Source organism: Leisingera sp. F5 (genome assembly GCF_001593695.1).
This window is the reverse complement of record NZ_LUKH01000814.1, coordinates 1-1,646: the sequence shown is the minus strand read 5'-3', so window position 1 is coordinate 1,646 and position 1,646 is coordinate 1. Positions and strand designations below refer to the sequence as shown.

Here is a 1,646-nt window from a genome sequence, read left to right as displayed (position 1 = left end):
GTGAACCTTGGCATCGGCATTCCGACGCTGGTCTCCAACTACATCCCCGAAGGTGTGGAAGTGACCCTGCAATCGGAGAACGGCATGCTGGGCATGGGCCCCTTCCCCTATGAGGGCGAAGAGGACGCCGACCTGATCAACGCGGGCAAGCAGACCATCACCGAACTGCCGCAGACCGCCTATTTCGACTCGGCGCAGTCGTTTGCGATGATCCGCGGCGGCAAGATCGCCATGGCGATCTTGGGTGCGATGGAAGTGGCCGAGAACGGCGATCTGGCCAACTGGATGATCCCCGGCAAGCTGGTCAAGGGCATGGGCGGCGCCATGGATCTGGTCGCGGGTGTCGGCCGTGTGGTGGTCGTGATGGATCACACCAACAAACACGGCGACAGCAAGGTTCTGAAGGATTGCACCCTGCCGCTGACCGGCAAGGGCGTGGTCGACCGGATCATCACCAATCTGGGTGTTCTGGACGTCGTGGACGGCGGCCTGAAGATCGTTGAATTGGCGGATGGTGTCAGCGAAGACGAGATCCGCAGCGCGACCCAGGCCACCCTGGTCGACTGATCCCGGATCAGATCTGACAATCAGGGCCCGCCGGTTTCCGGCGGGCCTTTTCATTGCAAATCCGGTTTGCAGTCAAACTCCGGCAGCAGACCCGGGCCGTGCGCGCGGCCGCTGAGTATGCCAGATGGCGCCTTCGGGCGGGTTGACGATTTCATACATGTAAACGCGCTTATCGTACCAATTGACGATCTTTTCCCGGCCGTCTTCGAACACTACCACGCAATACCTGCCCCTGGCCGGGTCACAGCTGTCGCGGCCAAGCAAGGTAACGATGACCGGATCCACCAGATGCCGGTTGAACAGCACGATCGCTTTGGTCTGCTTGCCCGAAACATACAAAGCACCTGCAAACAGGCCCGCGGCCAGCAGCACAAAACCCAGGCCCGAGAAATTCCGGAACGGGTTGACCTTTGCAAGCCCCGGAGCAAAGGCGACAAACACCATCCGCCCGAAAATCCCGGTAAAAGCGATCAGGCCGAGCATTGCAAAGGTGCTGGTGGCCTCTTGCGAACCCGCGGCAAGCGCCGCCGGATCAATTCCCAATTCCAATTCCTGTCTCCAATTTCTCAAAGCCAAATGATGCGGCTCAATCCTGTCAATTCCAGCACCATAGCGGCGGCGGCAGGAAAAGAACAAAAACTTTGCAGAAAACACACCATTTCAAGACGTTGCGGACAGGCCACTGGACAGGTCACTGGGCAGGCTCGCAGAACTCCGGTTATGCCCTGCTTTCGCTTGTTAAACTGATTTGAGTTGCCTGCCCCTTCCTCCGCCAATATGAACAGACCGGTACAGATAGAGATGAATCATGCGCCCGAACAAACGAGACGAATTGGTCCGCAAAGCCCTGGACGTGTTCTACCGCAGCGGATTTCACGCGACGGGAATGGACACTCTGGTCAAGGAAACCGGCGTCTCAAAAACCTCCATGTACAAGCATTTCCGCACCAAGGATGACCTGATCAGTGCTGTTCTGCAGCTGCGGGACGAGAACTTCCGCAACTGGCTCTATGGCCGTATGGAAGCCCTGTCGGACACACCGGCGGGACAGCTGATCGCTGTTTTCACCGCTCTGGGAG

The 1,646-nt window shown here is 58.4% G+C and carries 3 protein-coding genes; 2 read left to right on the top strand and 1 reads right to left on the bottom strand.

Annotated features, from left to right (window positions below):
* The coding region (locus A2I95_RS36315; RefSeq protein ID WP_291737360.1) for a 3-oxoacid CoA-transferase subunit B at window positions 1-567 on the top strand (567 nt) is incomplete at its 5' end.
* A gap of 72 nt (window positions 568-639) precedes the next feature.
* Here the strand turns inward: A2I95_RS36315 and A2I95_RS36310 are convergent.
* Window positions 640-1,116: a hypothetical protein gene (locus A2I95_RS36310; protein WP_291737359.1), complete on the bottom strand. Its 477-nt coding sequence runs from the start codon at window positions 1,114-1,116 to the stop codon at window positions 640-642.
* A 259-nt stretch (window positions 1,117-1,375) separates the two neighbouring features.
* Here A2I95_RS36310 and A2I95_RS36305 point away from each other — a divergent pair.
* Window positions 1,376-1,646: TetR/AcrR family transcriptional regulator (locus A2I95_RS36305; protein WP_291737358.1), on the top strand; the 271-nt coding region annotated here is incomplete at its 3' end.